At 61.5% G+C, this 24,049-nt stretch carries 22 protein-coding genes and 1 pseudogene; 13 read left to right on the top strand and 10 right to left on the bottom strand.

What is annotated here, in order from left to right; all coding sequences use genetic code 11:
* Positions 1–20: 20 nt before the first annotated feature.
* The 8 genes and pseudogenes from PMI11_RS08920 to PMI11_RS08890 form a co-directional block, all read left to right on the top strand.
* Entirely contained in the window at positions 21–1,064 is a 1,044-nt protein-coding gene (locus PMI11_RS08920) for an extracellular solute-binding protein (RefSeq protein ID WP_007815771.1), read from the top strand.
* Positions 1,065–1,074: 10 nt separating this feature from the next.
* A complete protein-coding gene (locus PMI11_RS08915) occupies positions 1,075–1,902 on the top strand; it encodes an ABC transporter permease (protein ID WP_007815768.1) in 828 nt (275 codons plus the stop codon).
* On the top strand, positions 1,895–2,728 hold the full coding sequence (locus PMI11_RS08910; protein ID WP_007815766.1) for an ABC transporter permease: 834 nt from the start codon (positions 1,895–1,897) through the stop codon (positions 2,726–2,728). Before PMI11_RS08915 ends, PMI11_RS08910 begins: the two co-directional genes overlap by 8 nt.
* A 33-nt stretch (positions 2,729–2,761) precedes the next feature.
* On the top strand, positions 2,762–4,186 hold the full coding sequence (locus tag PMI11_RS08905; RefSeq protein WP_007815763.1) for a Xaa-Pro peptidase family protein: 1,425 nt from the start codon (positions 2,762–2,764) through the stop codon (positions 4,184–4,186).
* A 1-nt stretch (position 4,187) separates the two neighbouring features.
* On the top strand, positions 4,188–4,850 hold the full coding sequence (locus PMI11_RS08900; RefSeq protein ID WP_007815761.1) for a flavin reductase family protein: 663 nt from the start codon (positions 4,188–4,190) through the stop codon (positions 4,848–4,850).
* Between the two features lie 183 nt (positions 4,851–5,033).
* Positions 5,034–5,342, top strand: a complete 309-nt coding sequence (locus tag PMI11_RS08895; protein WP_007815759.1) for a type II toxin-antitoxin system RelB/DinJ family antitoxin — start codon at positions 5,034–5,036, stop codon at positions 5,340–5,342.
* Positions 5,339–5,632, top strand: a complete 294-nt coding sequence (locus PMI11_RS36400) for a type II toxin-antitoxin system RelE/ParE family toxin (protein WP_081493229.1) — start codon at positions 5,339–5,341, stop codon at positions 5,630–5,632. Before PMI11_RS08895 ends, PMI11_RS36400 begins: the two co-directional genes overlap by 4 nt.
* Before the next feature lie 22 nt (positions 5,633–5,654).
* Positions 5,655–5,972, top strand: a pseudogene (locus tag PMI11_RS08890) (nuclear transport factor 2 family protein); the annotation flags it as partial.
* Positions 5,973–6,449: 477 nt separating this feature from the next.
* On the opposite strand, the gene PMI11_RS08880 reads toward PMI11_RS08890, so the two are convergent.
* The 3 genes from PMI11_RS08880 to PMI11_RS08870 form a co-directional block, all read right to left on the bottom strand.
* Positions 6,450–7,115 carry a saccharopine dehydrogenase NADP-binding domain-containing protein gene (locus PMI11_RS08880; RefSeq protein WP_051034547.1) on the bottom strand — a complete coding sequence of 222 codons (666 nt, stop codon included), beginning with the start codon at positions 7,113–7,115 and terminating at the stop codon, positions 6,450–6,452.
* Positions 7,112–7,540, bottom strand: coding sequence for a thiol-disulfide oxidoreductase DCC family protein (locus PMI11_RS08875; protein WP_037070994.1), 429 nt, complete (start codon positions 7,538–7,540; stop codon positions 7,112–7,114). Before PMI11_RS08875 ends, PMI11_RS08880 begins: the two co-directional genes overlap by 4 nt.
* A 188-nt stretch (positions 7,541–7,728) precedes the next feature.
* Positions 7,729–8,850 (bottom strand): NAD(P)/FAD-dependent oxidoreductase, encoded by a 1,122-nt coding sequence (locus tag PMI11_RS08870; protein WP_007815749.1) that lies wholly within the window; start codon positions 8,848–8,850, stop codon positions 7,729–7,731.
* A 213-nt stretch (positions 8,851–9,063) separates the two neighbouring features.
* Between PMI11_RS08870 and PMI11_RS08860 the strand changes: the two genes are divergently transcribed.
* From PMI11_RS08860 to PMI11_RS08845, 4 genes are read left to right on the top strand one after another with little or no spacing between them, the layout of a single operon-like run.
* Positions 9,064–11,148 carry a hydantoinase/oxoprolinase family protein gene (locus PMI11_RS08860; RefSeq protein WP_007815746.1) on the top strand — a complete coding sequence of 695 codons (2,085 nt, stop codon included), beginning with the start codon at positions 9,064–9,066 and terminating at the stop codon, positions 11,146–11,148.
* A gap of 6 nt (positions 11,149–11,154) precedes the next feature.
* On the top strand, positions 11,155–13,143 hold the full coding sequence (locus tag PMI11_RS08855; RefSeq protein WP_007815744.1) for a hydantoinase B/oxoprolinase family protein: 1,989 nt from the start codon (positions 11,155–11,157) through the stop codon (positions 13,141–13,143).
* Complete coding sequence (locus tag PMI11_RS08850) at positions 13,140–13,463, top strand: (2Fe-2S)-binding protein (RefSeq protein ID WP_037070992.1); 324 nt, start codon at positions 13,140–13,142, stop codon at positions 13,461–13,463. The genes PMI11_RS08855 and PMI11_RS08850 overlap by 4 nt, the downstream gene beginning before the upstream one ends.
* Positions 13,454–14,827 carry an FAD/NAD(P)-dependent oxidoreductase gene (locus PMI11_RS08845; RefSeq protein WP_202803143.1) on the top strand — a complete coding sequence of 458 codons (1,374 nt, stop codon included), beginning with the start codon at positions 13,454–13,456 and terminating at the stop codon, positions 14,825–14,827. The genes PMI11_RS08850 and PMI11_RS08845 overlap by 10 nt, the downstream gene beginning before the upstream one ends.
* A 9-nt stretch (positions 14,828–14,836) precedes the next feature.
* Here PMI11_RS08845 and PMI11_RS08840 read toward each other — a convergent pair whose 3' ends face one another.
* Both PMI11_RS08840 and PMI11_RS08835 read right to left on the bottom strand, forming a co-directional pair.
* Positions 14,837–15,742, bottom strand: a complete 906-nt coding sequence (locus tag PMI11_RS08840; RefSeq protein WP_037070991.1) for a LysR family transcriptional regulator — start codon at positions 15,740–15,742, stop codon at positions 14,837–14,839.
* Between the two features lie 59 nt (positions 15,743–15,801).
* Positions 15,802–17,130 (bottom strand): NAD(P)/FAD-dependent oxidoreductase, encoded by a 1,329-nt coding sequence (locus tag PMI11_RS08835; RefSeq protein ID WP_007815734.1) that lies wholly within the window; start codon positions 17,128–17,130, stop codon positions 15,802–15,804.
* A 247-nt stretch (positions 17,131–17,377) separates the two neighbouring features.
* Between PMI11_RS08835 and PMI11_RS08830 the strand changes: the two genes are divergently transcribed.
* The gene (locus PMI11_RS08830) at positions 17,378–17,854 is read left to right on the top strand and encodes an Lrp/AsnC family transcriptional regulator (RefSeq protein ID WP_007815732.1); all 477 of its coding nucleotides are present in this window, start codon (positions 17,378–17,380) and stop codon (positions 17,852–17,854) included.
* 43 nt (positions 17,855–17,897) lie between these two features.
* On the opposite strand, the gene PMI11_RS08825 is transcribed toward PMI11_RS08830, so the two are convergent.
* The 5 genes from PMI11_RS08825 to PMI11_RS08805 form a co-directional block, all read right to left on the bottom strand.
* Positions 17,898–19,553: an ABC transporter ATP-binding protein gene (locus tag PMI11_RS08825; protein WP_007815730.1), complete on the bottom strand. Its 1,656-nt coding sequence runs from the start codon at positions 19,551–19,553 to the stop codon at positions 17,898–17,900.
* Positions 19,554–20,402, bottom strand: coding sequence for an ABC transporter permease (locus PMI11_RS08820; RefSeq protein ID WP_037070999.1), 849 nt, complete (start codon positions 20,400–20,402; stop codon positions 19,554–19,556).
* On the bottom strand, positions 20,399–21,349 hold the full coding sequence (locus tag PMI11_RS08815) for an ABC transporter permease (protein WP_007815726.1): 951 nt from the start codon (positions 21,347–21,349) through the stop codon (positions 20,399–20,401). The genes PMI11_RS08820 and PMI11_RS08815 overlap by 4 nt, the downstream gene beginning before the upstream one ends.
* Before the next feature lie 123 nt (positions 21,350–21,472).
* A complete protein-coding gene (locus PMI11_RS08810; RefSeq protein ID WP_007815725.1) occupies positions 21,473–23,080 on the bottom strand; it encodes an ABC transporter substrate-binding protein in 1,608 nt (535 codons plus the stop codon).
* A gap of 80 nt (positions 23,081–23,160) precedes the next feature.
* Entirely contained in the window at positions 23,161–23,874 is a 714-nt protein-coding gene (locus tag PMI11_RS08805; protein WP_037070998.1) for an HAD-IA family hydrolase, read from the bottom strand.
* Positions 23,875–24,049: the final 175 nt, after the last annotated feature.

Raw genomic sequence — 24,049 nt, 5'->3', positions numbered from 1 at the left:
CAACCAACAGAGGTGACAGCATGAACGACTTCAAAATGACCCGCCGCCATTTCGGCCTTCTCGCTGCCGGCGTCGCCGCAGCCTCCGCAATGCCTTTCGCGGCCCGTGCGGCGGCAGGAGAAACCGCTGTTGCCGCGACCTTTCCGGGCAACTGGGAAGACGGCTATCGCACCGTTCTGAGCCCGCTCGTCAAGGAAGCCGGCTACGGCCTGACCATCGCACCGTCGATGGCGCAGGACCAGCTGGCCAAGGTCATGGCGAGCCCCGGCAACCCGCCCTACGACACGCTGCTGATGTCGCCTGGCCAGATGGCCGTCGCCATCGAAAACGACATCATCCAGAAGATCGACCCGAGCCGCCTGAAGAACTGGGGCATGCTCGATCCGGCCTTCCAGGGGGAATACGGCCCGACGGTGACGATCGAAGTCAACGGCATCGCCTACAATTCCGACCTCGTGCCGCGCCCGAAGGGCTATCGCGACCTGTTCGAGAACACGGCCTATAGCGGCCTCGTCTCCTGGACCGGTTTCGGCTCGAACACCGCCGTCATGGCCTATACGGAGATGGCAAAGATCTTCGGCTCCGGTCCTGATGACATGGATGCGGTCTTCAAGGTGTTCAAGGATCATCCGGAACAGTTGAAGGGCGTGGTCGACGGCACCAACCACCAGATGACGCTGTTTCAGCAGGGCGAAATCGCTGTCTTCATGTGCTCGACGGGCAATGTCGCCCGTCTGAAGTCGATGGGCCTCAAGGCGGAATATGTCGCTCCGGAAACCGGCGCGCCGGCAGCCCCGGTCAATATCCACCTGACCAAGGGCGCAAAGAACCTCGATGCGGCCTACGCCTATATGGATGCCGCCATCTCCAAAGCCGCGCAGGACAAGCTGAAGCTGCCGCCGACCGAGATGTTCCCGACCAACAAGGGCGTCGCGCTCACCCCTGAGATCGAGGCCTATGTGACGCGCGAGCAGCTCGGCAACATGGTCTATCCGGACTGGGTCGCCATCAACAAGAGCCGCGCCGACTGGATCCGCCAGTTCGACGCTCTCGTCGCAGGCTGAGGAGAGCACGGTGAAGGCGGGCGGTTTTCCATACGTTATCCCGATGCTGTTGCTGTCGGTGGTGTTCTTTGCGACGCCGCTCGCCGTTCTCGTCGGTTTCAGCTTCACAGGTCCGGACGGGGCCTCGCTGGCCAACTATATCAGGTTCTTTGGGGACGCGTTCAATTTCCGCGTCCTCGTCAATACCGCACGGCTGGGGTTGGAGACGGTTATTGCCACGACACTGCTCGGGGTGCCGATCGCGCTTCTCTACTGGCATAGCGGCAGGACGGCGCGCCAGGTGATCATCTTCCTGACGCTTATTCCGATGCTGACCAGCAATGTGGTACGCACATTCGCCTGGATCGTAATCCTCGGGCGGCAAGGGCCGATAAGCGAGGCGCTGCTCGGGCTCGGACTGATCGGCCGACCGATGACGCTGATGTTCACCGAACTCGGCCTCGTCATGGCCATGTGCCAGATCGATCTGCCGCTGATCATCCTGCCGCTTATCGCCATCCTGTCGCGCACGCCGGTGCAATATACTGAAGCTGCGCAGGTTTCGGGGGCGGGGCCGTGGCGCATCTTCGTCACGGTGCTGATCCCCCTCATGCTACCGGGCCTGCTGGCCGGCTGGATCCTCGTCTTCGCCAGCACCAGCAGCTCATTCGTTACCCAGGCCGTCATCGGCGGCGCCCGCAACGTCTATGTTCCGCAACTGATCTATCGCGAGGTCGGCACGCTGTTCGATTGGCCGCTGGCATCGGCGATCGCCGTGGTGCTGCTGCTGTCCACCGGTTGTCTGCTCGTCGCAATGACCATGATTTCCCGCCAGAGGAGGCTTGTCGGCCATGGCTGATCCCAAACGTGATCGCGTCAGCGAAAATCCGATCCCCAGTGTCCTCTACAAGCTCTTCGTTTTCGGCTTTGGCGGCCTCAGTGTGATCTATCTCGTGGCGCCGATCGTCATTGCGCTCACCATGTCCTTCACCTCGGGCCAGACCCTGAAATATCCGCCCGAGGGCTTTTCACTTCGCTGGTACGAGGCGCTGCTCGATCCCGTTCGTTCGGCGACGGAACATGCGGCTGCCTTCAACTCGCTGAAGATCGCGGGCCTTGCGGTTCTGGGTTCGCTGCTTTTTGCGGTACCCGCCACGATCGGCATGAGCCGGATGCGCAAGGGCACCGTTGGCGCGATCGAACCGCTGCTCTTGTCGCCGCTCGTACTGCCGAGCCTCGTCTACGGTCTGGCGGCCCTGATCGTTGCCAATTTCGTCGGGTTCCAGCCGTCGCTCTGGCTGACCGTCACCGGCCATGTCGTGGTCTTCGGGCCGCTGATGTACCGCGCCGCGTCCGTCGTTGCGCAAGGCCTCAATCCATCGCTTGCCGAGGCATCGACCGTCATGGGCGCAACGTGGTTCACCACACTACGCCGGGTGACCCTGCCACTCTTGATGCCAGGCATTCTCGCCGGCGCATTTCTCATCTTCATCCAGTCGCTGGACAATGTCTCGATCTCGCTCTTCCTCGCGGATGCCGAAACGACCGTCCTGCCGCTTCGGATGTTCGCACTGATCGAGGAATCGCTCGACGTTCGTGTTGCCGCGATGTCCGGCATCCTCATCGGTCTCACGCTGATCGTCATGCTTCTCGCCCGGCCCGTTCTGGCGCCGCGTCAAGCCTGACAAAACTCAAGAAAATTCTGGAAGGAAACACCCATGACATCTAGCGCGACCAAATCAGGCTCCTATCGCGTCGGTGCACTGCTTGCAGATTTTCAGCCCGATTTCGACTTCGAGGCACCTCTGCCCCTGCCGGTCGAGGAGTTCGAGGACCGGCTGCGCCGCATCCGTCGCCAGGCCGTGGAGGCCGGGCACGACGCGCTCATCGTCCATACGGGCGGTGTCGGTTGGTTCCACACGTCGAACCACTATCTGCGCTATATCTGCGACTGGATGCGAGAAGGCGTGCTGATCATCCCGAGTGACAGCGACAAACCACTGACGCTGCTCTCCTTCTTCACCCAATCCGTGCTGCTGCCGCCGGGCGGTGAGCCCGTTCTGGTCGAGGATATCTGGCAGATCGGCCCGATCGGCCGCGAATATGCCGATCGTCCGGGCGACAGCGTCGTCAAGACCGCCGAGAAATGCGCCGAACTCTTGGCCGGCATGGGACTCGCCAAGGCTCAGATTGGCCGCATCGGCGATCGTACATCGCTGACTTTCTGGTCGGCGCTCGACGAGCTCATGCCGAAGACGAAGTTCGTCGCCGACAACGCCATCCTCGACAGGATGCAGAAGGTCCGTTCGCCGCGCGAGATCACGATGTTCCGCGCCGCCGCCCAGCTCATCAGCATCGCCACCCAGGCGGCCTATTACGTCGCCACGCCGGGCGTCACCGATCATGAAATCTACGCGGCCTTTACGCTGGCACAGCTTTCTTATGGCGGCGAGACTGGCGATGGCTACCAGATCGGCATCAACGAGTTCGGCACTCATTGTGGCAAACCCTACGGCCACGTCGTCCGACCAGGAGACCTGATCAATCTCTATGTCTCCAACGTCACCTATCGCGGCTACACCGCCCAGACCGCCCGCATGATCGCAATCGGCCAGATCACCAAGCGGCAAGAAGAGGTGCTGGCCGCCTGCACCGAAGGCGTCAAGCGTGCCGAGAAGCTCATCCGCCCTGGCGCCCTGATGCGCGACGTGAACAATGCGGCCTTCGAGCCGATGATAGAGCGCGGCATGCTGCCATCGCCCGAGGCGCGCACCATGCCTTACAACTGGGCGCCGATGGACGATGGGAGTGCCCGTCTTATCCCGCGCCAGTATGTGAAGAACATCGACTGGGAGGCGCAGGGTCGCACGCTGATGCACGTTTATCCCGCAACGCACGGCCCGCATAATCCCAACCTCGGCCACTCGGTCGGCATGGCCGGCGGGCAGAACAGCTTCAACATCTCGTCCCACAATTATGATCGGATGGAGGAGGGGATGGTATTTGTACTGCATACGCAGTGGTTGGAGCCGCTCTCGGCCGGCTGCAATGTCGGCGACATGTATGTCGTCACCAAGGACGGCTTCGAGAATCTCTCCCGCCACACCCCGCTTGAAACCCATCGCATTGCTGCCGAGGCCTGATATGTACGACCACACCCATTTCGACTTCTCCGGGCTCACCGAGCGCGAGCGCTACAAGATCCTGGTCGGCACCGTGATTCCGCGCCCGATCGCGCTGGTAACGACGGTGAGCAAGGATGGTCAGCCGAACGCCGGCCCGTTCAGCTTCTTCAACGTTTTGACCCACGATCCAGCTATCGTCGCCATCGGCGTCGAAAACTACGCCGACATGCGCTTCAAGGACACCGCCCGCAATATCCGCGAGACCGGCGAGTTCACCGTCCACATCTGCGACAATGTGCTAGTCGACCAGATGGAGGTTTGTGCCATCAAGTTCGGTCCGGAGATAAACGAGATGGAGGAAGCTGGCCTTGCAACAGTGCCGGGCCAGATGGTGAAGAGCCCACGTATTCTCGCGGCACCCGCCGCTTTGGAATGCCGTCGGCACACGACGCTGCAGGTCGGACCGGCCCGCGAAATTGTTCTTGGCCAAGTCGTCGGTGTCTTCGTTCGCCGTGATGCGGTCAATGCATCGAACCTGCATATCGATCAGCAGATGATGGGCGCGGTCGGCCGTATGGGTGGCCATACCTATGCCCGAACGCGTGACCAGTTTGATATCAAGACGCTGACGCCACAGGAATGGGAAAACCGGAAGAGTTTGCCGAAGACGGCAGCCGAATGAGAGAACGCTTAGCCCACTGCTGCAGATACAGAGAGTTAGGCATTGCGACTAACGAGCAGTTGCATGGGTCGAAGGTTCAGATTCCTTCAAGGCGAAGAACGCAGCGGCGTGGCGCGCACGGAAACCTTCTATAGACTTTGTAATTCATATGCATTACGATTGATCTTTCAGTTGGAGATAACTATGGCTTCGAACGCACTCGTTCAAACTCGCATCGATGCTGAAGTTCGAGATCGCGCCTCTGCGGTGCTTGAAAGCATGGGTCTTACGGTGTCGGACGCAGTTCGTATCCTACTCACCCGGACGGCGAACGAGGGAGCATTACCGCTCGAACTTATATCAGGCAGCGAAGCTCACGATGCTTGGTTTCGCAGCAAGGTACTTGAAGCGCTGAACGACACGCGACCGGACGTTCCGGATGATGAAGTCGAGGCTCATTTCGAGAAACGGCGAGCGGCAGCGCGCCTTAAAGCAGCGGCGCGCAAGTCGTGAAGCTTACTTGGTCAGCGTTTGCGTTATCAGATCGAGACGCCATTTTCAGCTTTATCGAGGCGGATAATCCCTCAGCTGCCGTCATGGTCGACGAACGGATCGTCGCGGCTGCTCGTCGGTTAATTGATTTTCCGGCGAGTGGTCGTGTTGGCAGAATTGCCGGGACGCGCGAACTGGTGATCAACGGTACTCCATACGTCGCAGCTTATGCTGTAACGCAATCGGCGGTTCGTATTCTCCGCGTACTTCATGGCTCGCAGGAATGGCCAGACACCGTCCCTACCAGCTAGGCTTCGAACTTCGTCTCTGTTTGAAGGGGAGGCGCCAAGCATGGACAATCCGATCGGCGGCATCCGGCGGGGATGGAACTCGATCGCCGAGGGGTATTCCAAGCTCTTCGACGGTCCCGCCGACGTTCGTGTCACATTCCATGATTTCACGAGCCAGGGCGGTGCTGACTGGCATCTTTTCGTCGGACGCGAGCGAGGGCGGTGTACGACTCCGCGCAAGAGCATGGAAGTTGCCTTTCGCACCACTTGATGGTTCGTACGTAACCAAGGCTCGTGGAGGCTACTGCACCATCATGGCTCCGTTGAAAATCTCAAGATGCTGCCCACTGTCAGCGGCTAATCTTTGGCTAGATCGAGATAATCGAGGACCTTCGCTCCTATGGGTGTGGCTCGAGTGCGCGATGACTATCCTCGAACGTCATCGCGCACCAGCCTTCTCCTCATCGAAGACAGGTTCGTCCGGCGGCGACGCAGCGAGGATTACGTGAAAGTACTCGAGCACGAATTGATCGCTGCGCAGCACTGCTTGGGATCCTTGAACTGGTCGCATGTTTGCAGGGGCCTGAAGGACATTGCAATGGTCTGATCAGGACGCGGGGAAGAGGACGGCCTTGGTCTCAAGAATGGCTCCGAGCCCTTCGGGACCGCCCTCTCTGCCAATGCCTGACTGAAAGCGCCAGGTGTTGCCCGCATTTTGGCAAGATCGTCACTTTCCCATGATCGCGGGACTTTGCCTTTGGCGAGGAACATGGCTCGGTTGCAAATGTTCGGTATGGTTTCCGGTACGTGCGTGGAGATGAAGACCGCATGTCTTCCGCTAGCGGCGAGCTCGATCAACAGCGACTTCATGCCGGCGGATTGGGCTTTGGCCGGCGACCCGGTATGTCTCCCAGCGCAGCATCCGCCATCCGATTTCCTGCACCCATCGACGGCCACGCCACAGCCGCACCGGCCTGCCGACATAGCTCAATATGGCTGCTGCGATCGAGGCTCCAGCTGTCGCCTTGTTTGATGCGCTGATCGAAAGGTTCACGACGCGGACATCGTCCATGTCAGCCGCAAGGCGCTGCACTACCGCGCCCGACAGAGCGGGGACGCTCGATGCGCCCGTCACGACCGTTATACCGGCACGACGGGCAGCAGCGTCCAGGCTTGTCATTCCGGCGACAAAGCCCCGCGCATCGGCTAGGTCGATATAATGCACGCCGTTCGCAATGCACGCTTCTGCAACCTGATAGCTGCTACCCTGGAAGGGACCTGCCGCGTCGATGAGCAGGAATGGCCGATGCCGCAACAGAACTGGAGACAGATCTCTTTCCCGATCGGCAACAAGCGGCCGCGCATACGGAAGCTGCGAAGCCAGCTCGGCGGCCTTTGACTGGTTCCGGCCGGCGACGAGAACCGACCATCCATCGGCGCTAAGTCGTCTCGACAGGCGTGTACCAAACGCTCCACAGCCGCCGAGGACGATGACGCTCTTCACAATATGCGGTCTGCTTGTTCGGAGGATGGCAGCCAGCAGGTCTCCCGCCTGCCAAAAAGGCGATAGCGGTTCCTGGCAACCCAGCGGTAGAGCGGATCCCTGATGAAGTGAGGTACGATCCTCCCGACTGCAACCAGCTTCCATAACCCGCCAAGCCCGTAATAGATGGCAAGGACTGCATCACTATCGCGATAGAGTTTTTCGCCATCGACGACGATGATCGATTCCGGATCGGCGGGGTCGATGCCAAATTTGCGATATAGGTTGGCGCCGACCTCATTCTGCATCGAGGCAAGCCGAAAATGATGATTTCGATCGTGTTTCAGAATAAACTGGGCATTCGCCGAGCAAAGAACGCACATGGCGTCGAATACGACGACTGGCCCACCTTCATTGCTGGTCACCGCTACATACCTTTCAGTCATCTTACAAAAAACAACCTATGGCTGATATCCCCGCACCATCGACCGTCCGAGAAATGGCAGCTATATTGAAGTTTTTCAAGCAAGTCCCTCTACGCCTCGCGAGCGTCCTCGTCGCGAGGCGTAGAGGGACTTGGCTTAAAGATTTGAATATGGTCCGATCGACTTAGGCGTCGACGGTTCGATACCCTTCAAGGCGAACAAGTCGATTTGAACCGCCCGATCCGGAAATCGTCGATCGGTGTCTCCGTTTTGCCGCCCGCGATCAGTTCGGCCATCACGTCGCCGACGCCTGGGCCGAGCTGAAACCCGTGACCGCAAAAGCCGAAGGCATGGAAAAGGCCCGGCGTCGTCGCGGAAGCGCCCATGACCGGAAGCCCGTCCTCGACATAGCCTTCGCAACCTGACCAGGTGCGGATAACGGACACATTGGCGAGTGCAGGCAGGATTGGCAGGAGAGAACGCAATTGGCCTGGCAAGCGGGTTGGGTCCGCCTTGGCAAGGCCGGTATCGAGCGAGACCTCGGTGCGCTCGGCACCGCCGCCGAAAACGATATTGCCGCGCTCGACCTGGCGAAGGTAGCCGCCGCCGTGATCATGCGCCCAGACGCCGACAACCGGCAGCATGCGATGCGGCAGTGGTTCCGTCACGCCCATCTGCGGACCTCTGGCGCGGATCGGGACGGTTTCACCGAATTGCGCCGATACCTGTGCGCCCCAGGCGCCGGCGGTATTCAGCAGGTTGGCGGCGGCATGAATGCCGGCGGAGGTTTCCACCTCGAAACCGTAAGCGCTCTTGCGGACCGCCTTCACGTCGACCTCCTCGACGATCCTGGCGCCGTGGCGTCTTGCTGCATCGGCAAAGGCCGGCGCGATCAGCCGCGGATTGCCACTGCCATCCTGCGGCGAAAAAGATGCGCCGATTGCCTCCGGCCCGAGAAGGGGAAAACGGGCATGCAGCTCCTTCTGCGTCAGTTCTTCAAGATCTAGCCCCCAAGGTCGGGCAGCGGCGGAAAACGTCCGCATTTCCTTCTGCCCCTTTTCGGTAAACACCAGCCGGACATGGCCAGTCGCGCGGAACTCCACATCCCGCCCCAGCATTTCATGGGCCTTGTTCCAGATGTCCAGGGAACGCCGGGCGAGCGGAAGCTGCGGCAGGTAACGGCCGCTACGGCGGATATTGCCGAAGGAGGCAACCGTTGCTCCGCTGCCGACGCGGTTCCGTTCTATCAGCGTCACATTCATGCCGCGCTTGGCCAGAAAATAGGCCGAAGCGCTTCCCATCAGACCGCCACCCAGCACGATCACATCCATTGGGCTGCCCCCCGATATCTGTCATGAGGGCTACCATTCAGGTCCGCGCACTGAGTGTCAAAGTCGAGGATTTCGACCGCCCATAAGTCCCACTTATGGACCGCGCTCAACAAGGCATAAGCGCCACTTATGGGATCCAGTATTTTCGCTCTTGGACCGGGCTCCCCAATCCATGTCAGCTTCATGACATAGATCAGCAAGGGACTTGAACACATGGACAATGCGGCCTCGCATAGCAAAGGCGGCCACGATCAGCAGGACTGGAAGATCGGCGTCGATATCGGCGGAACCTTCATCGATTTCTGCGCGCTCGAAACGCGCTCCGGCCGTGTCGCGTCGCTCAAGGTTCTGACGACACCGGACGATCCGGGCGCAGAGCTGATGACCGGCCTGACGCTTCTGGCCGAACGCGAAGGGCTCGAACCTTCGGCTGTCAGCCGCTTCGTGCATGGCACGACGGTCGGCATCAACACGGTCATCCAGCGCCGCGGCGTCTCGCTGGCGCTGATGACCAATGCCGGTTTCGAAGACGTGATCGAACTGGCGCGGCTGAGAATGCCGGATGTCTATTCGTTGTTCTGCGCGCGGCCCGACCAGTTGATTGCCCGCGACATGATATTCGGCATTCCAGCCCGCCTGCGGGCAGACGGTGGCGAGGCCCAGGCACCAGATCTCGCCGTCGTCGCGACCGCTGTCGAAAAGGCGAAGGCCAATGGTGCCGCCGGCATCATCATCTCCTTTCTGCATTCCTGGCGCAACGACGCCCATGAGGCGGCGGTCAAGCAGGAGATCGCCCGGATCGCGCCGGAACTCTTCGTCTTCACCTCCTGCGAGGTCTGGCCGGTCATCCGCGAATACGAGCGCACGACCACGGCCATCCTCAACGGTTACGTCCATCCGCGCGTTTCCGGTTACCTGACGGCGCTCGAAGAAAAGCTGCTGTCACGCGGCGTCACGGCGCCGGCGCTACTGACCAAGTCGAATGGCGGCGTCATGAATGCCGACGAAGGCAAGCGCTCCTGCGTGCAGATGCTGCTTTCGGGCACCGCCTCGGGCGTCATCGGCGCTGCCTGGCTCGCCCGCCGCGCCGGCGAAAAACATATCCTTACGCTCGATATCGGTGGTACCTCGGCCGACTTCGCGCTGATCATTGACGGCGAGCCGCAATTCGGCACCGGCGAACTGATCGGCGAATTCCCGCTGCATATTCCATCGGTCTCGGTGAGCTCGATCGGCATCGGCGGCGGTTCGATCGCCAGCGTCGATGCGCAGGGCGTGCTGAGGGTTGGCCCGGAATCGGCTGGCTCCGCGCCCGGACCGGCCTGTTACGGCCGGGGCGGTACGCAGGCGACAGTCACCGACGCCATGGCAGTTTGCGGCTGGCTCGGTCACAGCCAGATGGCCTATGGACAGCTGCAGATCGACGTGGCGCTCGCCCGCGCCGCTGTCACGCGCCTCGCCGACAAGATCGGCCGCACGGCGGAAGAAGCCGCCCAGGCCATTCTCGACATTGCCACCTCGGAAATGTTCGTCGAGGTCGAGAAGCTCGCCTCACGTGCCGGTGTCGATCTGCGCGAATTCACCCTGATGCCATTCGGCGGCGGCGGCCCGATGCTCGGCGCTTTCCTCGCCCGCGAATTCAAGATGGCGAAGGTTATCGGCCCGCCACGGCCGGGCGTCGTTTCGGCGCTGGGCGGTCTCGTCGCCGACCTGCGCGGCGATTTCATCCGCACCGTGTTCACCCATCTCTCGGATGAGGCTGCGCCGCAATTGCGCGCTGCGCTGGACGAGCTTGCCGTCGAGGGTCGCAACTGGCTTTCTAAGCAGGGACATGCTGGCGCCGCGACGCTGAACGTCTCTGCCGACATGCGGTATCTCGGCCAGAGCTTTGAAATCGAAGTGCCGGTCCAGGCGGCCTGGATCAGCGAAGGAAAACTCGGCGCAATCGAGGAAGCGTTTCATGCCATGCATGCAAGGCTCTACGATTTCCACGATCCCGATGGCGCGATCGAGATCGTCAACCTGCGCCTCTCGGCAATCGGCGCCGGCCCGGCACTGAAATTTCCGGTCGACACCCGTGAAGGCGGCGAGACCGTTGATCCGGAACGGGAGATCCCGGTCTTCACCGGCAAGGATTTCGAGTGGATTGGGCTTTACCCACGTGAGCGCCTTCGCCCCGGCAGCCGTTTTGCCGGCCCAGCGGTGGTCGCCCAGGAAGACACGACCTTTGCCATTCCCGGCGGCGCGCATGTCGAAGTCGATAGCCACCTGAACCTGCATCTCACCTTTTCGGAGTAACAGCTCATGTTCGATCTCTTGAACCTTCAGGTGTTCGCCAACCACACCCGCGCTGCCGCCGAAAACATGGCCTATACGCTGCAGCGCACCGCCCATTCCGCCTTCGTCAAGGAGACGGAAGATTTTACCGTCATGCTGATCAACCGAAAGGGCGAGACTTTTGGCGTGCCGATGGGGCTCGGTGCCACCTGGTATCCGGGCCTTACCTATACCCGCGCGATCGAGATGATCGACGATTACAAGCCGGGTGACGTCGCCTTCACCAACGATCCCTATTCCTGCTTCGTCGCCACCCATGCGCCGGACACCCATTTATGGAAGCCGGTCTTCTACGAGGGCGAAATCATCGCCTGGACGGGTGGCCATATCCACAATACCGACATGGGCGGCGCAGTGCCCGCCTCACTGTCGCGAGCACTGACGGAGATCCATCAGGAAGGCATCCGTTTCCCGCCGATGAAGCTCGTCAACGAAGGCGTCTTCGACGAACAGATCCTCAAAATCATGACGACCAACGTCCGCAAGCCTGATCTCAACATTGGTGACATGAAGGCGCTGGTCGGAGCGCTCAACACTGGCGAGCGAAAAATCCTCGCCATGGTGGAAAAGTTCGGCAAGGACGCTTTTCTGGAAGGCACCGAAGTTCTGCTCGACCATGCCGAGGCGCAGGCGCGCGATCTTCTGCGTTCCATGCCTGACGGGACCTGGGAATTCGTCGACTATGCCGACGAGGATTCCGTCGAAGCCAATCCCTGCCGCCTGAAGCTGACGCTGACGATCCGCGGCGACGAGGCTTTGCTGGATTTCACCGGCTCGGACCCGCAGCTCGGCTCCTCGCTCAACGTGCCCTCGGGCGGTGATCCACGCCACACGATGCTGCTGGTCGGCGTCTATTACGTTCTTTACACCCTGAACCCGAGAATCCTGCTGAATACCGGCCTGACCCGGCCGTTCACCTGCATCACGCCAAAGGGCAGCGTGTTGAACCCGATGGCGCCCGCCGCCGTTGGCATGCGTTCACTGACCTGCGCGCGCCTGCGTTCGGTCATCTTCGGCGCCTTCAACCAGGCGGTTCCGGAAAAGCTTCCGGCTGCACCGGCCGGCAATAACTGCATCGTCAACGTCATGACCACCGACGAACGCAACGGCCGCACCATCATCGCAGCCGTGAACCCCGTCGTTGGTGGTGGTGGCGGCATGCCTTATCGCGACGGCACGAACGGTTCCGGCGCCGATGCGGCCTATCTCAAGAACACGCCGATCGAGATCACTGAGACCGAAGTGCCGATCGAATTCGTCAAATACGGTCTAGCCAAGGATAGCGGTGGCCCCGGTCGCTGGCGCGGCGGGCTTGCCACCGAAATGGCCTTCCGGGTCTTTTCGCCAGGCAGCCGCATTACCGCCCGCAACCGTGATCGAAGCTTCTTCCGGCCCTGGGGCACGCTCGGCGGCCGGGCCGCCGGCCTTTCGGACATGGTGCTCAACCCCGGCTGCGACGATTTCAAGCGGCTCGGCAATATCGATACGGCGATCCTGCAGCCCGGCGACGTGCTGGAAATCCGCTCCGCTGGGGGCGGAGGGCGTGGCAACCCGATCGAACGCGAGACCTGGCGTGTGGCACAGGACGTCGCCCGCGGCTACGTTTCCGCGGAGGCCGCCGAGCGCGAATATGGTGTTATCATCCGTGACGGCGTGGTGGACGAGGCGGAAACGGAAAAGGTGAGGATCGCACGCGCGCTGCCGAAGGCGCATTTCCATTACGGTCCCGAGCGGGATGGCTACGAGGCGCAGTGGACGCCGGCAGCCTATGATCTGCTGACCGAGCTTCTGGCCGGCCTTCCCATCCACTGGCGCTTTTTCACCAAGACGGAAATCTTTCGTCGCATGAAGGGCCGCGTCGGACCGGAAGGCGTGGCTGCCGCCTTCGCAGACGTCCGGGAGCGTTTCAAGGAAATGCCGGAACCTTCGCTCGCACGCAAGGAAGCCGCCGAATGACAGCGGATCTGCAGCCTGCCCGGCGAGGAGGGCGAATTGTGCGCCTTACGGAAAAGGGCAGGCCGCTGGTCCGGTTCAGGCTGGATGGCGCCGATTGCCAGGCGCTCTCCGGCGATACCGTCCTGACCGCCGTGCTGGTCTCGGCTCCCGCCGTCAGGCAATCGGAATTTGGCCCGGAAAAACGCGCGGGCTTCTGTCTGATGGGGGCCTGTCAGGACTGCTGGCTCTGGTACGAGGACGGCGGCAGGCTGCGGGCCTGTTCGACCTTGATTGCCGACGGCATGCAATTGCGGACCGCGCCGCCGGAGGGATGGCGATGACACCTCCTAACGTAGAAAAGGTCGTGATCGTCGGCGCCGGCCCGGCCGGGATCCGAGCCGCCGAGCTTGTGGTCAAGGCCGGTATCAAACCCGTCGTCATCGATGAGGGCCTGAAAGGCGGCGGTCAGATCTACCGGCGCCCACCACAGGGTTTTACGCGGCCGCCCAAACAGCTTTACGGATCTGAGGCACACAAGGCGGTGGCGCTGCATACGGTGTTCGACCGAATGGTTGCCGCCCGAGAGATCGAGTATCACTCGCAAAGCTCCGTTCTGGCGACCGCAGGCAATCTCCTGCAGGCGTTGACGCCCGATGGTCGCAAGGATTTCACTTATGACCGCCTCATCCTGGCGACCGGAGCGATGGACCGTCTGGTGCCGATCCCCGGTTGGCAGGCGCCCGGCGTCTATAGTCTGGGCGCAACGCAGATCGCCCTGAAGGCGCAAGGTGTCGCGCTGGGCGACAAAATCGTTCTTGCCGGTTCCGGCCCGCTGCTGACGCTGGTTGCGACGCAATTGCTGAAGGCCGGCGCCGATATCTCAGTCATTCTCGATACATCCTCGCTGCGCGACCAGATGGCCGGCCTGCCGGGCATGCTGGCAAGACCGGGCCTCGTTTTGCGCGGCCTGATGATGCGTGTGAAGCTAGGACGGCTCTATCATGCCGGCGTAAAGCTCGACCGCATCGAAAGCGATGAGCAAGGCCCCGTCGCCATGCATTGGCGTGATGCGCGGGGCAGGGCGCAGGTCACGGAATGCGATATGGTCGGGCTCGGCTGGCATCTGCGCGCAGAGACGCATCTGGCAGGGCTAGCCGGTTGCACATTCGACTATGATCAGAGCTGGTCGCAATGGCTGCCGCGCACCGATCGTATGGGCAGGGCGGCCGAGAGGCTTTACCTCGCCGGTGATGGTCTGCGCATTCTAGGCGCCGATGGAGCCGAGGTGTCCGGCCATCTTGCGGCGACCGCCTGCCTTGCGGATATGGGCCTACCCGCACCGGATGCGGCATCGGATCTGTGCCGGCTGGATCGCCTCGAGCGTTTTGCCCGTGGCATGGCGCGGGCCTTTCCCTGGCCGCGACACATCGTTCGCTCCGTCCCCGACGAGACGGTCGTCTGTCGCTGCGAAGGCGTGACGGCGGGGCAGTTGCGCGAGAGCGTTTCTTATGGCGGGGCGGAGGCCAACCGGGTCAAGTCGTTGGCGCGCGTCGGCATGGGGCGTTGCCAGGGGCGTTATTGCCAGATCGCTGGAGCGGAGCTGATCGCCGACAAGGCCGGCATCGAAGTCTGTGATGCTGGACGGCTTCGCGAACAGGCGCCCGCAAGACCTTTACAGATAGGCGCCTGGGTTCGCGACTCCTGATCTGAAGGCTCAGGCCTCCGTCTCTATCGCCTTCAGGACCGCCGCACAGGCCTCGCGAAGGTTGTCGCGCATGTCGATATGGCTTCCGGTCAGCGGCCGGTCGCGGCTCGTCAGAAGCGCGATCGGCACTGAAATCTTCTGCTGCAGCGGCCGGCGGACCAGGCCCGGAAACTGTTCCCAGGGCAAAAGCCCATCGACGATGGCGACGCCGAAACCGTCGCGTACGAAAGGGAGGGCGGTGATGGAAATGTCGATCTCGATGGCCGGATTGAAAATCTGCCTTTCGGCGGCGGCGGCACTCACCAGTAATCGGCCGGGCAGGGTGCCGGCGCGATAGGAGATCAGCATCTCGTTCTGCAGGTCGGCAAAGCCGATACGCTCCAGTTCAGCGAAGCGGTGGTTCTCGGGAATGATGCAGACGAGTTCCGCGTGCCCGAGCGTCTCGACATCAATTCCCGGCCGGGCCGCGTTGTTCATGACAATACCGAGCGGCGCATCACCGTCGCGGATCATGTCGACGACGTTGACGAGTGGCGCGATCAGCGAGCGAACGACGATCTCGGGATGCGAGGCGCGGAACGAGAAAAGGGCCTTGGGGATGATCGACATCGCCGGGGGCGCGGAAGCGGCCACCCGGATCAGCCCGGTGCGCCCGAAACGCATGTCAGTCGTGCGGCGGCGAAGGGCGCTGAGTTCGGAAAATATCCGCTCACACTCCGGATAAAGCTCTTCCGCCTCCCGGGTCGGCACTAGCTTGCCGCGTACCCGGCTGAAAAGCTTGAAACCCAGTTGGTCCTCGGCATGCAGCAGGATCTGGCTCAGCGCTGGCTGCGATATGTTGAGCATGGCAGCCGCGCCGGTCACCGTTCCGGTGCGCATCAGCATGCAAAAAACCTCGAGCTGGCGTGCCTGCATTGGTATTCCCTTGGCTTCTGTCGCGATCTCCCCGGCACTCTAGCGCGCAGAATTACGATTCAGAAGTCGGCGACCTTGCCCCAGGAGGAGCTTTCGAAGCGTTTCGGATGGTAGGGCACGGGATCGACGATCGGCTCGGCTGCCGCGGTGACGATATCGGCAATCAGGTGGCCGGCGCCCGGCCCGATGCCGAAACCATGGCCGCTGAAACCGGCAGCCAGGATGAAGCCGGGCACATTCGCCACTTCGCCGATCGCCGGCACGCCATCGGGGGTGGAATCGATGTAACCCGCCCAGCGCGCAGTGATGTGGCGTGTGCCGATCGCCGGCAGAAGCTCGATGGCGCGCTGGTGCACCAGCCTGATCGTTCCGTCATCGACGGCCGGATCGAGGATGCGCATCTGCTCCATGGGCGTCGGCCGGTCAAGCCGCCAGCGGGCGAGCGTTTCGTGGCCGCTGCGGAACCCTTCGAGACCGCCCGGCGACAAGCTGCGCCAGCGGCGCATGAACATCGGCAGGAACTGTCCCGCAAAACGGATGTTCTGGGGCGTCAGGTCGACCCGGCCACGGCCGCTGATCGCCAGCGTATAGCCGCCACCGCCGCGGCGGGTCACCGAAACGCGGGCGGTGTGAAGCGCGTCCGGCAGCTCGCCGTCGCCGGGGCCGACGGAGAGAATGGAGGAGCGGATCGAGGCCTGCGGGAAACGGATGCCGAGCTGGCGGCAGAAGGACGAAGCCCAGGCGCCGCCGGAGAGGATCGCAACCTTAGTTTTGATCGTGCCGTGTTCGGTGACGACGGCCGAAAGTCTGCCGCCTTCCATCTCGATGCCACGTGCTGCGCAGTTCTGGATCACCGCGCCGCCGAACTTGATTATCGCCCTTGCCACGGCCGGTGCGGCATTGGCCGGGTCCGCGGTGCCGTCCGTTGGCGAGAAGACGCCGCCCTTCCAGGTTCGGCCTGTCGCCTTGCCGCGGGCGCTTGCCTCGGCACTGTCGAGCATATGGGTCGTGACGCCGACGGTGCGGGCGAAATCGCGCCAGCGCGCCCAGCCGGCCAGTTCTTCCTCGCTGTCGCTCAGGTAAAGCAGGCCGCAGCGCCGGAAGCCGGTATCCTCGCCGCTTTCGGCGGCAAAACGATCCCAGAGATCCAGGCTTTTAGTCGCCATAGGAAGTTCGCGCGCATCGCGGTTCTGCTGACGGCACCAGCCCCAGTTTCGGCTCGACTGTTCTGCGCCGACCCGGCCCTTTTCGATCAGCACCACCTTCAGGCCGCGTCTCGCGAGATAATAGGCCGTGAAAACGCCGACGATACCGGCGCCGATGACCACCGCGTCGGCGGAGCGCGGCAATCCGGCGTCAGTTTCCACGAACGTGAGCGGTGCTGGCATGATGTTCAATCTCCTGGGACGCAACCGGGTCGATGTATCAGCATAAGGGCGCTGCCGACGCCGTGGTTACCGCACATCCTGGCGGGGCGGCACAAGATTCCGACAATGGGCATGCATCCAGCTTATTGTGCCGAGCGTCTCTACGCAGAATGAAATAGACAAGAGAAGCCAAAGTATTAAAGTCAATCTCGAAAATTTGCGGCATAAAATGCTGCAAGCCGCCGGCTACCCTGGAAGGTGTCAGCAGATGAAGCTCGATCGTATCGACATCAAGATCCTCTACGAGTTGCAGAAGAACGGCCGTATCACCAATGTCGAGCTGGCCGAGCTGGTCAATCTATCCCCGAGCCCCTGTCTGATGCGCGTCAAGAAGCTGCAGCAGGAAGGATATATCGAAGGATATTCGGCGCAGATCAATATTGGCAAGCTCGGCCAGACGCTGACAGTTTTCACCGAAGTCACGCTGAAGAACCACCGGCAGATCGATTTTGCCCGGTTTCTCGCAGCCGTCGAGCGGGTCGATCAGGTGATCGAATGCCACCTGGTTTCGGGCGGGTACGACTACATGCTGAAATTCGTCACTGCCGGCATCGGCGAATACCAGACGATCATGGAACGGCTGACCGACATGGATATCGGCATCGACAAATACTTCAGTTTCGTCGTTTTGAAGTCGCCGATCGTCAAGGCGCATATGCCGCTGACAAGCCTGTTCCCGGTCTGACCGACAACAAGCTCCCCGTTACAGTGAGACGGCTTACGCCGCCTCAGCCCTGCACATAGGACTTTACCAGTTCCGGATCCCGTTCCAGGCGATCGAGCCAGCCGGGATCGAGCTTTGGTACGGATGAGAACAGGAGTTTCGAATAGGGGTGCTGCGGCACTTTCGAGATGGCTGGTGTGATCTCCTCGACCTTGCGGCCGTTATACATCACGACGATCTCGTCACAGATCGCTTCGACGACAGACAGGTCGTGGCTGATGAAGATGTAGGAGAGCGAAAGCTCGCGCTGCATCTCCTTCAGGAGATCGATGACAGCGGCGGCAACCACGGTATCGAGTGCGGACGTGATTTCGTCGCAGACAATCAGTTTCGGCTCGGCGGCAAGGGCACGGGCAAAATTGACGCGCTGTTTCTGTCCACCTGAAAGTTCGGCCGGCGTGCGACTGCGCAGTGCCTTCGGCAGGCGCACCATATCCAGCAGCTCGTCGACACGCGCGTCGCGCGCCTTGCCCTTCATGCCGTGATAAAATTTCAGCGGCCGGCCGAGGATTTCCTCGATCGACTTGGCTGGATTGAGCGACGTGTCTGCGTGCTGGAAAACGATCTGCAGCTCGCGAAGCTGCTCGCGGCTTCTCTGGCGGGCGGAGCGGGCAAGTTCATGCCCATCTAGGGTCAGATTCCCGGCCGAGGCCGGCAGGATGCCGGCGATCGAGCGCGCGAGCGTGGATTTCCCGCAGCCGGATTCGCCGATGATCCCGAGATTGCGGCCGCGTTCCAGCACCAGGCTCGCTTCCTGCACCGCCTTGACGAGCGGCAGGCCGTCCGCCTGAAGTGGGCCGTAGCCGGCGATCAGGCCATTGACCTGCAGGAGCGGCCGGCTTTCCGGCGCCGCCGCCGCGCTTTCGCCGCGCGCCTTCGGTTCGAATGCCGACAGGAGTTCGCGCGTATAGGGATGTTTGGCACCGGCCAGAAGCTCGGCCGTGGTTCCGACTTCCTGGACCTCGCCGCCGCGCAGGACGACGATGCGGTCGGCGATCTGGGCGACGACCGCGAGATCGTGCGAGACGTAGACGCCGGCAATGCCGCTCTTCTTCATCACGGCCTTGAAGGCGCGCAGCACCTCGATCTGGGTCGTCACGTCGAGCGCTGTGGTCGGTTCGTCGAAAATGACGAGTTTCGGATCCGAGATCAGCGCCATAGCGGCAGCGAGGCGCTGTAGCTGGCCACCGGACACCTGGTGTGGATAACGGTTACCGATGCCGTCGGAATCCGGCAGCGACAGCGCCTTGAACAGCGCGATCGCCTTTTCTTTCGCTGCCGCCGGCGACATGAGCTTGTGGATGCGGGTGACTTCGATGACCTGATCGATGATCCGCTTCGCTGGATTGAAGGCAGCCGCCGCCGATTGCGGCACATAGGACACTTCGAGGCCGCGCATCTTGGCGCGCTGGCCTTCGCTGAGCGCCACCATATTCTTGCCGGCCACCGTCACGGTGCCGGCCGATATCCTGCAGCCAGGGCGGGCATAACCCATCACCGTCAGCGCGATTGTCGTCTTGCCCGATCCGCTTTCGCCGATCAGTGCGACGATTTCGCCCGGTGCGATCTCGAGATCGACACCTTTGATGATCTCGATGCGGCGGCCCGCGTCAGTGGTCGCCTCTACCTTGAGATCGCGGATTTCAACGAGATTTTGCATTCACGCGCTCCGATCGCGAATCTTCTTGGGCAGATTGTCGATCAGCAGGTTGACGCTGATGGTGAGGCTCGCGATCGCCAGCGAAGGGACGATGACGGCCGGCGCGCCGAAGGGTAGACCGCCGATATTCTCGTGAACCAGCGCACCCCAATCCGCATAGGGCGGCTGCACGCCGAGCCCGAGGAAGGACAGGCCGGAAAGAAGCAGGACGATGAAGACGAAGCGGATTCCGAAATCGGCAAGCAGCGGCCCGATAATGTTTGGCAGGATTTCCGAGAACACGACATAGGAAATGCCTTCGCCGCGGGTGCGGGCAACGGTGATGTAATCCATCGTGTTGATGTTTACCGCCAGGGAGCGGGCGAAACGGTACGCGCCCGGTATGTAGATCACGCCCAGCATGACGATAAGGACGCTGAGCGACGATCCGACGGCAGCGGCGATGACGAGGCCGGAAAGCTTGCTCGGTATGGAGTTCAGGGCATCAAGGAAACGGCTCAAGACCGTATCGAACCAGCCGCCGATGACGGCAGCCGCCATGCCGAGCGCACCGCCGGTGAAACAGGCAATGCACACGGCGGCAAGCGAGATGCCGACCGTGTAGCGCGCACCCATGATGATGCGCGAGAGCATGTCCCGGCCGAGATAATCGGAGCCCAGCAGGAACTTGCTGCTCATCGGGCCGAAATAGTCTTCATCGACGATCTCGCCGACCGGATAAGGAATGATATGCGGTGCGAGGAAGGCGATCACCGCCCAGAAGAGAATGATCGCAAGGCCGATTATTCCGACCCAGCTGAACCGATAGCTCAAGCGGCGGGGCATGGTCGTGGATATGGTCATGGTCAGCGCACCCTCGGATTGGCCAGGATTGCAACGATATCGGCAAAGGTGATGAGCGCGAGATAACCGATGCAAAAGATGATGGCGCAGGACTGGATGAGCGGCAGGTCGCGGGTCGAGACGCCGTCGACCATCAGCTTGGCGATGCCGGGATAATTGAAGATCGTCTCGACGATGATGACGCCGCCGACGAGATAGGACAAAGCAAGTGCGATCGCATTGGCGATCGGCCCGACCGCGTTGGGCAGCGCGTGAATGATCACGGCGCGCCAGCGCGAGGCGCCTTTTAGGATAGCCGCCTCGACATAGGGCGTGTTGATCGTGTCGATCACGGCGGCGCGCGTCATGCGGATCATCTGCGCCGAAACGACGAAGGTCAACGTGATGACCGGCATGGCGTAGATCTTTAGCACCTGCCAGAAGGAGGCGACGTCACCCGCGAAGGAAAGGGCCGGCAGCCATTTGAGATAGACGGAAAACAGAAGAACGGCCGAAGTCGCGATCATGAATTCCGGCACGGAGATGACGCCGATCGTCAGGATAGTAACGATCCGGTCATAAACCGAGCCTCGGAACATGGCGGAGGTGATGCCGAGTACCAGCGAAAGCGGCACGGCGATCAGGGTGACGATGCCGGCAAGGCGCATCGTGTTGAGGAAACGCGCGCCGATCAGTTCGGCCACAGGCATGTTGTTGACGTAGGATGTCCCCAGATCTCCCTGCAGCAGTCCGAACAGCCAGCGCGCGAAACGGAAGAAGGCGGGCTCGTCGAGATGCATTGCCGCCCTGAGGCCAGCAACGGCTTCTGGAGTGGCGGCCTGGCCTAGCAGGATCGTCGCGGTATCGCCCGGCAGCATGGCCGTCGCGAAAAAGACCGCGAAGGACACGATCAGCAGCGTCAGGGCGGAGCTCCCGAGCCTATTCGCGATGAGTCCGAGGACATAGGTGCGCAATATTATTTCCCTGCCTGAAGAGTTCAAATTCGCCGGCACCACGCCCGCAAGAACGGGAATGGTGCTGTCAGGCGCAGCAAGGCGGCAGGAGAAATGTTCTCCCCCTGCCGCCGGCAATCGGCCTTACGCTTCGAGCCAGACGTATTCGGCGAAGGCGTAACCCATCATGCCGCCGAGCGGATTGGCTTCAAGGCCCTTCAGTTTCGCCGAGATCGCATCCACGTTCGAGATATAGACGGGGATGACGGTGCCGGCTTCCTCGGAAATCATCACCTGCATCTGGTTGTAGATCTCCTTGCGCTTGGTCTCGTCGAGGAGACCGCGTGCTTCGACCAGCATCTTATCGAATTTTTCCGACTTGTACTGGCTTTCGTTCCACGGCGCGTTGGATGCGTAGAGGAGCGAGAAGAGGATATCCGGCGTCGGACGCGGGTTGATATTGCCGAAGTGAACCGGTGCCTTCAGCCAGTAGTTCGACCAGTAGCCGTCCGAAGGTACGCGCTGGACGTCGAACTTCATGCCGATCTCTGCACCCGACTGCTGTACAATCGTCGCCATCTCCACGGCCGAGGTCGCTGCTTCCGACGTGATCATCGGAATGGACTGGCCGAGAAGACCGGACTTCTGGAAGTGGAACTTTGCCTTGTCAGGGTCATAGCCCTTCGGCTTCAGGTCGGCATTGTGATAGGCGCTGGCCGGCGAGACCGGCTGGTCGTTGGCGATTTCGGCTAGACCGCGCAGGACCGATTTCTGGATCTGCTGGCGGTTGATCAGGTATTTCATGCCGGCCACGAAATCGGCCTTGTCGCCTGGGGCGAGGTCGAGGCGGATGTTGAGGTCGGTATAGTTGCCGGAGGTTGTCTGCGACAGCGCGAAGCCCGGCTGGCTTTCGACGAGCTTCATCGAACGCGGCTTGATCGACGCAGCGAGATGAATGTCGCCCGAAAGCAGGGCGTTGACGCGGGCATTGTCGTCACTGATGGCGAAGAATTCGAACGAGTCGACGTGGGCGCCGCCCTTGAAGTAGTTCGGGTTCTTCGTGAAGATCGACTTCGCGCCTGGCTGGAAGGTTTCCATCTTGAAGGCGCCGGTGCCGATGCCCTTGGAGAAGTCGGTCGTGCCGTCCTGAACGATCATGAAATGATGCTGCGACAGAATGGTCGGCAGGTCGGCATTCGGGTTGGCAAGCGTGATTTCGACCGTCAGGGCGTCGAGATCCTTGACGTCAGTGATCTGCTTGGCGATCGCATTGACCTTGGAGCCGACGGCAGGGTCGAGATGCCGCTTCAGCGAGAAGACGACGTCCTTCGAGGACAGCGTTTTGCCGTCGTGGAAGGTAACGCCGGAACGTATCTTGACGGTCCAGACCTTGGCGTCGCCGCTCTTGATGCTTTCGGCGAGTTCCATCTGCACGATGCCGGCCTGATCGAGGAAGGTCAGGCGGTTGTAGAGGGCGCAGCAGCGGACATAGTCGGTCGACAGCGAAGCCTTGGCCGGGTCGAGCGTATCTGCGGTCGAAGACGACCAGCCGGCCGCCTTGAGAGCGCCACCGGATTTGGGAGTTGCGGCAACCGCGTTGGAGGCGCGGCCGAGGATGAGGCCGCCAGCGGATGCGGCAATGCCGCCCGCCAGCATCATCGTCAGCAGTTCGCGGCGGCTTGCGCCCCGGCGAATGGCATTCTCGATCATGGCGTCGTCCGACGCGGTCCAGTTGGTGATCTTGTCGTTCATGTCATTCCCCTTTTCGCTGGTTGGCGGGCAACCCTCTTCGTGGTTTGGCCCGATGCTTTGAAAACCGAAAATTTAGTCAGTCAGTCGCGGGCGTTCCTCACGGCTTGGGCCAGTCCGGCCATCGAGGTGAAATGGTAGTCGGGCTTGGTGAACTCAGCCGGCTCGATCGTGCCGCCGTAACCCTTCTGCGCGTGGCGGCGCTCGATCCAGCAGTTCGTCATGCCGAGTTCGCGGGAAACGCCGATGTCGTGATACTGGCTCTGCGCGACATGCAGGATATCGTCCTTGCTGCCGCCGTCCTTTGAGACGAAGTCGAACACCTTGCGGAAGAAGGCCGGATCTGGCTTTTCCGTACCGGTATCGTCGGCGGTGAAGGCGGCATAGAAAGGATTGCCAAGCGCCTTGGAAAAATACTCGAAAGCCCAGCGACGTGCATTCGTCATCGCGATCAGGCGGTAGTTCTTCGCGAGATCGGCCATGGCCGCGGCACTGTCCGGGAAAGCCTTCCAGGTTTTGGCGGAATCCCTGAGGCGTATGCCATAGGTCTCTTCTGCCGGCAGTCCGAGCTTTGGCGCGATTGCCAGATAGACGCGCACAAGATCATCCGGAAAGAGATCGGCATTTTCCGAATAACGGGCGGCGCGGTAGAGAGAGAGCGCCTCCTCGCTGTCGATCTTGACATTCGCTTCGGCCGCAATGCCCTGCAGGCAGGTCGTCAGACCGCCCTCAAAATCGATGAGCGTTCCGACCACGTCGAAGCTCATGTATTTGAATTCCGGTAGAGATTTCGTCAATTCCATATCCCCAGTTGATGTCGCGGGGCGGTCTCGAAGGCCGTCTGCGAAAGAATATGCTGTTCCCGACCTTGGGCGTTTTTGCAGAAATTCCCGGATTTTCGGGGCTTCAAGGTCTTGTTAACTAGAATACTGACAGTTCGGCAGAACGGTTTTCGCCGAATCGGGTGGGTGG

Origin of the sequence: Rhizobium sp. CF142 (assembly GCF_000281145.1) — a bacterium.
Taxonomy (GTDB): domain Bacteria; phylum Pseudomonadota; class Alphaproteobacteria; order Rhizobiales; family Rhizobiaceae; genus Rhizobium.
This window is presented reverse-complemented; position numbering and strand designations above follow the sequence as displayed.

Coding starts and splice junctions, on each gene's coding strand:
- PMI11_RS08900 (WP_007815761.1), top strand. CDS start 4,188: ATGTACGACCACACCCATTTCGACTTCTCCGGGCTCACCGAGCGCGAG.
- PMI11_RS08910 (WP_007815766.1), top strand. CDS start 1,895: ATGGCTGATCCCAAACGTGATCGCGTCAGCGAAAATCCGATCCCCAGT.
- PMI11_RS08860 (WP_007815746.1), top strand. CDS start 9,064: ATGGACAATGCGGCCTCGCATAGCAAAGGCGGCCACGATCAGCAGGAC.
- PMI11_RS08810 (WP_007815725.1), bottom strand. CDS start 23,080: ATGAACGACAAGATCACCAACTGGACCGCGTCGGACGACGCCATGATC.
- PMI11_RS08895 (WP_007815759.1), top strand. CDS start 5,034: ATGGCTTCGAACGCACTCGTTCAAACTCGCATCGATGCTGAAGTTCGA.
- PMI11_RS08875 (WP_037070994.1), bottom strand. CDS start 7,540: ATGACTGAAAGGTATGTAGCGGTGACCAGCAATGAAGGTGGGCCAGTC.
- PMI11_RS08835 (WP_007815734.1), bottom strand. CDS start 17,130: ATGCCAGCACCGCTCACGTTCGTGGAAACTGACGCCGGATTGCCGCGC.
- PMI11_RS08905 (WP_007815763.1), top strand. CDS start 2,762: ATGACATCTAGCGCGACCAAATCAGGCTCCTATCGCGTCGGTGCACTG.
- PMI11_RS08845 (WP_202803143.1), top strand. CDS start 13,454: ATGGCGATGACACCTCCTAACGTAGAAAAGGTCGTGATCGTCGGCGCC.
- PMI11_RS08825 (WP_007815730.1), bottom strand. CDS start 19,553: ATGCAAAATCTCGTTGAAATCCGCGATCTCAAGGTAGAGGCGACCACT.
- PMI11_RS08870 (WP_007815749.1), bottom strand. CDS start 8,850: ATGGATGTGATCGTGCTGGGTGGCGGTCTGATGGGAAGCGCTTCGGCC.
- PMI11_RS08850 (WP_037070992.1), top strand. CDS start 13,140: ATGACAGCGGATCTGCAGCCTGCCCGGCGAGGAGGGCGAATTGTGCGC.
- PMI11_RS08830 (WP_007815732.1), top strand. CDS start 17,378: ATGAAGCTCGATCGTATCGACATCAAGATCCTCTACGAGTTGCAGAAG.
- PMI11_RS08855 (WP_007815744.1), top strand. CDS start 11,155: ATGTTCGATCTCTTGAACCTTCAGGTGTTCGCCAACCACACCCGCGCT.
- PMI11_RS08840 (WP_037070991.1), bottom strand. CDS start 15,742: ATGCAGGCACGCCAGCTCGAGGTTTTTTGCATGCTGATGCGCACCGGA.
- PMI11_RS08920 (WP_007815771.1), top strand. CDS start 21: ATGAACGACTTCAAAATGACCCGCCGCCATTTCGGCCTTCTCGCTGCC.